Source organism: Asanoa iriomotensis (assembly GCF_016862515.1).
GTDB classification, from domain to species: Bacteria; Actinomycetota; Actinomycetes; order Mycobacteriales; family Micromonosporaceae; genus Asanoa; species Asanoa iriomotensis.
In genome coordinates, this window is sequence record NZ_BONC01000020.1 from 110,082 (window position 1) to 116,822 (window position 6,741).

General features: G+C 71.1%; 10 protein-coding genes. 3 read left to right on the forward strand and 7 right to left on the reverse strand.

Annotation, left to right across the window (positions count from 1 at the left end):
• Positions 1 to 20: 20 nt before the first annotated feature.
• Positions 21 to 1,055 carry an SIS domain-containing protein gene (locus Air01nite_RS16415; protein ID WP_203703281.1) on the reverse strand — a complete coding sequence of 345 codons (1,035 nt, stop codon included), beginning with the start codon at positions 1,053 to 1,055 and terminating at the stop codon, positions 21 to 23.
• 146 nt (positions 1,056 to 1,201) lie between these two features.
• Here Air01nite_RS16415 and Air01nite_RS16420 point away from each other — a divergent pair, with 146 nt between their 5' ends.
• Entirely contained in the window at positions 1,202 to 1,489 is a 288-nt protein-coding gene (locus Air01nite_RS16420) for a hypothetical protein (RefSeq protein ID WP_203703257.1), read from the forward strand.
• A gap of 55 nt (positions 1,490 to 1,544) precedes the next feature.
• On the opposite strand, the gene Air01nite_RS16425 is transcribed toward Air01nite_RS16420, so the two are convergent.
• Complete coding sequence (locus tag Air01nite_RS16425) at positions 1,545 to 3,131, reverse strand: MDR family MFS transporter (RefSeq protein ID WP_203703282.1); 1,587 nt, start codon at positions 3,129 to 3,131, stop codon at positions 1,545 to 1,547.
• Between the two features lie 125 nt (positions 3,132 to 3,256).
• Between Air01nite_RS16425 and Air01nite_RS16430 the strand changes: the two genes are divergently transcribed.
• Positions 3,257 to 3,811: a TetR/AcrR family transcriptional regulator gene (locus Air01nite_RS16430; protein WP_373310424.1), complete on the forward strand. Its 555-nt coding sequence runs from the start codon at positions 3,257 to 3,259 to the stop codon at positions 3,809 to 3,811.
• On the opposite strand, the gene Air01nite_RS16435 is transcribed toward Air01nite_RS16430, so the two are convergent.
• Together Air01nite_RS16435 and Air01nite_RS16440 are read right to left on the reverse strand one after the other, a co-directional pair.
• Positions 3,801 to 4,301, reverse strand: coding sequence for a GNAT family N-acetyltransferase (locus Air01nite_RS16435; RefSeq protein ID WP_203703261.1), 501 nt, complete (start codon positions 4,299 to 4,301; stop codon positions 3,801 to 3,803). The two genes, Air01nite_RS16430 and Air01nite_RS16435, sit on opposite strands and share 11 nt — an antisense overlap.
• Positions 4,298 to 4,513, reverse strand: coding sequence for a biotin/lipoyl-binding carrier protein (locus Air01nite_RS16440; RefSeq protein ID WP_203703263.1), 216 nt, complete (start codon positions 4,511 to 4,513; stop codon positions 4,298 to 4,300). The genes Air01nite_RS16435 and Air01nite_RS16440 overlap by 4 nt, the downstream gene beginning before the upstream one ends.
• 132 nt (positions 4,514 to 4,645) lie before the next feature.
• On the opposite strand from Air01nite_RS16440, the gene Air01nite_RS41940 reads away from it, so the two are divergent.
• Positions 4,646 to 4,720 carry a 50S ribosomal protein bL37 gene (locus Air01nite_RS41940; protein WP_369814844.1) on the forward strand — a complete coding sequence of 25 codons (75 nt, stop codon included), beginning with the start codon at positions 4,646 to 4,648 and terminating at the stop codon, positions 4,718 to 4,720.
• 42 nt (positions 4,721 to 4,762) lie between these two features.
• Here the strand turns inward: Air01nite_RS41940 and rsrA are convergent, their stop codons facing one another.
• From rsrA to Air01nite_RS16455, 3 genes are all read right to left on the reverse strand, one after another.
• Positions 4,763 to 5,023, reverse strand: coding sequence for a mycothiol system anti-sigma-R factor (rsrA, locus tag Air01nite_RS16445; RefSeq protein WP_203703265.1), 261 nt, complete (start codon positions 5,021 to 5,023; stop codon positions 4,763 to 4,765).
• A gap of 6 nt (positions 5,024 to 5,029) precedes the next feature.
• Positions 5,030 to 5,842 carry a sigma-70 family RNA polymerase sigma factor gene (locus tag Air01nite_RS16450; protein ID WP_275408204.1) on the reverse strand — a complete coding sequence of 271 codons (813 nt, stop codon included), beginning with the start codon at positions 5,840 to 5,842 and terminating at the stop codon, positions 5,030 to 5,032.
• Positions 5,843 to 6,071: 229 nt separating this feature from the next.
• Positions 6,072 to 6,686 (reverse strand): alpha/beta hydrolase family protein, encoded by a 615-nt coding sequence (locus tag Air01nite_RS16455; protein WP_203703269.1) that lies wholly within the window; start codon positions 6,684 to 6,686, stop codon positions 6,072 to 6,074.
• Between the last annotated feature and the right edge of the window lie 55 nt (positions 6,687 to 6,741).

Sequence of the window (6,741 nt, forward strand, 5' to 3'; positions counted from 1 at the left end):
GTAGACCAGCGTGCCACGCGTCAGAGGGTGCTCGTGACTTTGGCCAGGCCGCGAGGTGCGTCGGGGTTCTCGCCGCGGGCCAGTGCCAGGGCCAGGGCCAGGCGTTGCAGCGGCAGGATGTCGAGCAGCGGGGCCAGGCGTTCGTCGACCTCCGGGACGGCGAGCCGGGCCGAGGCGCCGGCGACGTCGGCCGGGCCGACGGTGACCACGTCGGCGCGGCGCTCGTCGAGGCGGGCGAGCACGTCGCGCATGGCCGCCCCGCCGGGGCCACCGCCGACGACCGCGAGCACCGGGACGTCGGGGTCGGCCAGGGCGAGCGGGCCGTGCAGCAGGTCGGCGCCCGAGAACGACAGGGCCGGCAGGTAGGAGGTCTCCATCAGCTTGAGGGCGGCCTCGCGGGCGGTCGGGTAGGCGTAGCCGCGCCCGGTCGTGACCATCCGGGCCGCGAACCGGTAGCGCCGCGCCAGGTCGGGCGCCGTCGGGTCGGCCAGCGCCGTCGTAGCCAGGTCGGGCAAGGCGGCGAGGGTACGCAGCTCGTCGGCGGGCACCCGACCGTCGCCGCCGCGGATGCCCTCGACCAACAGGAGCAGCGCCATCAGCTCGGCGGTGTAGGTCTTGGTCGCGGCGACCGCCCGCTCGTGCCCGGCGGCCACGTCGACGTGCAGCTCGGCGGCCCGCGCCAGCGCGGATTCGGGATTGTTGGTGATCGCCAGGGTGAGCGCCCCGGTCTCGCGGGCCACCTTGACGACCTCGGTCAGGTCGGGCGAGCCGCCGCTCTGGCTCACGCCGACGACCAGCGCGTCGGACAGGTCGGGCCGGGCGCCGAACACCGTGACCGCGCTCGGCGAGGCCAGGCCGGCGGGCAGCCCGAGGCGGATCTCGGCGAGGTAGGCGCCGTAGAGCGCGGCGTGGTCGGAGGTGCCGCGGGCGGTGAACACCACGTGCCGCGGCCGCCGGCGCACGATCGCGGCCGCGACGGCGGCGATCGGGTCGGCGTGTGCGGGCTCCAACAGCCCCGCGAACACCTCCGGCTGCTCGGCGATGTCGGCGGCCATCCCGGTGCCAGGTGTACCCATCCGTGCCTCCCCTGCGCGGTCCCTGCTCAATTCTGCACGGAACTCCGGTTTATCGCAACGTTCCGAGCAGCCGTAGGCACGCGCACTCACGCGCCCGCCATCGACCCGGCCCTACCCTCACCGCCGTGGGCAGGACGACGAAGGCGGCGCTCTGGGTGTTCGCGGCGCACGTCGCGGTGCTCGCCCTGTGTCTGGTCGGCGTGCTGGCGCAGCCCGCGCACTACCCCGCGGGCGAGTGCCACGGCATCGCCGGGGCGTGCTCCGACTTCGGGGGCCCGCGCTTCGACGCGCTCCTCCGGTTCGTCTTCGGCTGGCTGCCCGCGGCCGCCTGCAGCCTCCTGGCCTGCCTGACCGTCGTCGGCGTCATCGCCGTGGTCGAGGCCCGGGACGGCCCGCCGGAACGGATCGACTAGCGCACGAGGAACGCCCCCGGAACGGTCCGGGGGCGTTCTTCGTGCGAGGTGCGCGTCAGTCGGCGACCGCCTCGGCCTTGGCCAGGGCGACCTCGGCCTCGTCGGCCGGGGTCTCCTTCTGGTCGCGGCCCGGCTGGTCGGTGGTGCCGCGCAGCGGGATCTCCTTGACGAACCAGGCCAGCACCGGGACCAGGACCACGATCACGGCCGCCCAGACGAAGACGTACGCGATCGAGTCGGCCAGGCCGCCCATCACCGCTTCGCGGATCTGCGCGGGGAGGTTCTGGAGCGCGGTCGGGTCGACCCCCGCCCCGCCACCGTCACCGGATAGCGCGCCGCCCGCCGGCGACGCAGCCAGATGGTGCACGAAGAGCGCACCGAAGAGCGCGATGCCGATCGAGCCGCCGATGGAGCGAAAGAACGTGGCCGCGCCGCTGCCGGCGCCGAGGTCCTTCTGCTCGACGCTGTTCTGCGCGATCAGCATCGAGGTCTGCATCAGGAAGCCCATGCCGACGCCGAGGACGACCATGTAGAGGGACAGCACCAGCTTGGTGGTGCCGGCGTCGATCGTGGACAGCAGCACCATGCCGGCCAGCAGGGCGACGCCGCCCAGGATCGGGAAGACGCGGTAGCGGCCCGTCTTGGTGATGAGCCGGCCGGTGATCACCGAGACCACCAGCATGCCGAACATCAGCGGCAGGAGCAGCAGGCCGCTGTTGGTCGCCGAGGCGCCCTGCACGGTCTGCTGGAACAGCGGCAGGAAGTTCATCGCGCCGAACATCGCGAAGCCGAGCAGGAAGCCGACCCCGGAGATCAGGGCGAAGTTGCGGTTGGCGAACAGGTGCAGCGGCAGGATCGGCTCGGGCGCGCGGCGCTCGACGAAACCGAAGAGCACGAGGGCCACCACGGCCAGCGCGCCGAGGCCGAGGATCTGCGGCGAGGTCCAGTCGTACTCGTTGCCGCCCCAGGTGGTGATCAGCACGAGCGCGGTGATGCCGACCGAGAGCAGCCCGGCGCCGAGGTAGTCGATCCGGTGCTCGGTGCGGTAGCGCGGCAGGTGCATCCGGGTGGCCAGCACCAGCAGGGCCAGGCCGCCGAGCGGCAGGTTGACGTAGAACGCCCAGCGCCACGAGAGGTGGTCGGTGATGAACCCGCCGACCAGCGGGCCCGCGACCATCGCGATCGCCATGATGCCGGCGATCATGCCCTGATAGCGGCCGCGCTCGCGGGGCGGCACGAGGTCGCCGATGATCGCCATGACGCCGACCATCAGGCCACCGGCGCCCAGGCCCTGCACGGCCCGGAAGGCGATCAGCTCCATCATGCCGTCCTCGCGGCCGCCGAACATGGCGGAGCCGGCCATTCCGCAGAGGGCCGAGCCGATCAGGAAGATAATGATCGACGTCAGGAAGATTGACTTGCGGCCGTAGAGGTCGCCGAGCTTGCCCCAGATCGGCGTCGAGACGGTCGTGCCGAGCACATAGGCGGTGACCACCCAGGTGAAGTGGTCGAGACCCCCGAACTCGCCGACGATGCGTGGCAGTGCCGTGCTGACGATCATGTTGTCGAGCATCGCTAGCATCATCGCGATCATCAGACCGCCGAGGATGACGCGGATCTTCTGCGGGGTCATGGCCCGCATCGCGTCAGTGGTCAATCGGAACGCCCCCCTGAGTGATCGGACTTACTTGCCGACCGGCTAGTCTCCTTACTAGCCGTACGGTAAGCTTCGTCCTAACCGGGCGTCAAGTCAGTTTGGGAGTCAGAGTGACGGAGAGCACGCGAGGGCGGATCCAGGCCGTCGCGCTCGAGCTCTTCACGGAGAACGGGTACGAGAAGACCTCGCTCCGGGAGATCGCCGAGCGGCTCGGGGTGACCAAGGCCGCCTTGTACTACCACTTCAAGAGCAAGGACGAGATCGTCTCGAGCTTCGCCGAGGATCGGCTGCGGCGGCTCGACGAGATCATCGAGTGGGCCGAGGCGCAGCCGCCGGGGCTGGAGCGGCGACAGGAGCTGCTGTCCCGCTACGCCGACGAGTTCTTCGGCGGCAACCACCCGTCCGTGATGCGGTTCTTCGAGCAGAACCAGACGGTCGTCAAGACCATGTCGGTGGGCCAGGGCATGCGCGACCGGATGCTACGGGTGGCCGCGCTGATGGCCGACGACGCCGACGAGCCGGCAGAGCAGCTTCGCGCCGCGCTGGCGCTGTTCTCGGTGCACGGCAGTTGGTTCGCGATCCGCTGCGAGATGTCCGTCGAGGAGCGCAAGCGGGTGGCGCTGGAAGTTGCCGAAGACCTGTGGCGGCCCCGGGTCACCCCGTGAGCGGCAGCCGGAGCGCCTCGAGGTCGACACCCGGAAACGGCGACCAGTCGCGCTCCGGGACGCGGGTGAAGCCGAGCCGGGCGTAGAGCCGCTTGGCGGGCTCGGAAAAGCTGCGCACGCAGATCACGACGGCCTGGCAGCCCAGCGCGGTCGCGCGCTCCACACAGGCACGGACCAGCGCCTCGCCGGCGCCCCGCCCCTGCGCCGCCGGGTCGACGGCGAGCATCCGGAACTCGGCCTCGCCGGGTCCGGACACCTCCGCGTACGCGGTGCCGGGCAGCACGAAGGTGACGGAGCCGAGCACCTGGCCGGTCGACTCGTCGGCCGCGACCAGCAGCTCGCCGGCCTCGGCCCGGGTCTCCACGTCGGCCAGCTTCTTGTCGTAGCCGTGGTCGGCGGCGAGCTGGCCGTCCAACCGGTAGGCGTCGACGGTCAGCCGCGCCACGGCCGGGAAGTCGGCCGGTGTCGCGGGCCTGATCCGCAACGTCATTCGATCACGGCGATCAGGTCGCCCTCCTGGACGACGTCGCCCTCGTTGACGGCAAGCTGCTTGAGCATCCCGGCGGACTCGGCGATGACCGGGATCTCCATCTTCATGGACTCGAGGATGACCAACGTGTCGCCTTCGGCGATGGTGTCACCGGTCGACGCCACGACCTTCCACACGTTCGCCACCATCTCGGCACGGATCTCGTCAGCCATCGGGCGGTCCTCTCTGCGGGTGGTTGTTGCCGTGGCAGCATCCAACCATGCGCCGGCACTGCGTGCGTCGCTGGCGGGCCGTCTAGGATCGTCGGGTCACCGGAGCGATCGGTTCGGAACGGGAGGTCGACGATGGCGAAGAAGAGCCGCAAGAAGAAGGCACGTAAGAAGAGCGCCGCCAACCACGGCAAGCGCCCCAACTCCTGAAATGCCGACGTCGCCGGCCCGATCTCGGGCCGGCGACGGGCTTTATACGTCTGTGCGCAGCTCGGTGAGCTTGCTGCGCAGGCGGGCGAGGAGCTCCGCCGGTGCGGTCTCGTTGCCGCAGCAGCGGGCGACCAGCGCCTTGACCTCCTGCTCGATGCCATATTCCGCCAGGCAGGGCGAGCACTCGTCGAGGTGGGTGCGGATCAGGTCACGCCGCTCGTCGGCGCACTCGAGGTCGAGGTAGAGGTAGACCTCGTCGAGTACTTCGCTGCAGTCGGTCTCGTGGGGGTTGCCGCAACTCACGGGTCCTCACACCTCCTGGCGGGCAGCGGCGGCGTCACCTGACGGAGTGCGGGTGAAGCCTCGATCCGCAGCGTAGCGCTCCAGCAGGTTACGCAGGTTGCGGCGGCCGCGGTGAAGTCGCGACATGACCGTGCCGATCGGGGTGTTCATGATGTCGGCGATCTCCTTGTAGGAGAACCCCTCGACGTCGGCGAGGTAGACGGCCAGCCGGAACTCCTCCGGGAGCTGCTGCAGCGCGTTCTTCACGTCGCTGTCCGGCAGCCGGTCGAGCGCCTCGGTCTCGGCCGAGCGCAGGCCGCTGGAGGTGTGCGACTCGGCGTTGGCGAGCTGCCAGTCGGTGATCTCCTCGGTCGGCGCCTGGACGGGCTGGCGCTGCCGGCGGCGGTAGGAGTTGATGTAGGTGTTGGTGAGGATCCGGTAGAGCCACGCCTTGAGGTTGGTGCCTTCCTCGAACTGGTGGAAGGCGGCGTAGGCCTTCAGGAACGTCTCCTGCACCAGGTCTTCCGCGTCCGCCGGGTTGCGGGTCATCCGCAGGGCGGCGGCGTAGAGCTGGTCGACGAAGGGCAGCGCGTCCCGCTCGAACCTGGCCCGCCGCTCGTCGGTCGGTTCGTCCGTTCGGGTCTTCTCCGGCTGCGTCAAGCGCGCGTCCCCCCTCGACTGTCCCGACGAGGATACGCGGCGCGCACCATCGCCCGAGTCAGTTGTGGGTTGGTTGCCCCCGATCAGGCCGTGAGTAACGTCGCTCGCCGGCCATTCGGGTGCGTTCAGAAGCGCCCGGACGCGTCCGGTGTCGCGGTTGCCCCGCGTAGCTGCTTGCACTGGGAAGAGCCCCCTTGCCGTCTTTTCAGGTACGACGGCTGTAACAAGACGGGGCCGGTGCACATTCCCGCAGACGGTGCGGGGCAACCCAACTGGTCCCAGGGGCGTTAGCTCCTGGGACCAGATGGGCCTGGGAGGTTGATGCGGACCGGGGGGTCCGCGGACTCGTGGAGGGAGTCCCCAGGGCAAGCCTGGCTCATCAGGAGCAACGAGTCACGCGAGCCGCGAGTTACGGACGGGCCCAGCCCCTGCCCCGCAACCACTCCACCACCAGCTGCCCCAATCCCCGCGGATCGCCCCGCAGGTCGTGCCGCTGGCCCGGGCGCACCACGACCTCGACGCCCGGCGACGGGTCGGGCACGCCGAACGGGTCGCGGTCGCCGTTGACGACCAGCGTGGGCACGCCGGTGAGCAGCTCCTCGGCCCGGGACCGCTCGGGGCGGCCCGGCGGGTGCAGCGGGAAGGCCAGGCAGACGATGCCGGCCGCGCCGAGCGCCACCGACGTGCGGCAGGCCACCCGGGCACCGCTGGACCGCCCGCCGACGACCAGCGGCGGCGGCTCGCGATAGCCCTTGACGATCTCGTGCACGACGGCCGACCAGGCGGCGTCGAGCTGGGCCGCGGGCGCGGGTGCGCGCCGGCCCGCCACCCGGTAGGGCTGGGTGACCCGCACGACGGACAGCCCCGCCGCGAGCGCGGCGCGGCGGACCGCCATCAGGTCGGGTGCCTCGACGCCCCCACCGGCGCCGTGCCCGAGCACGAGCAACGCCGACGGCCGGCCGTCAGCCTCATCGGTTTCGGCGACGGCCGGACCGTGCGGTGTCGCGATCTGTGTGACCCCCATGGCCCCATTGTGCTGGCAAGGGGGTGTCTCGTGGGTCAGGGTGGTGCCGCGGCGC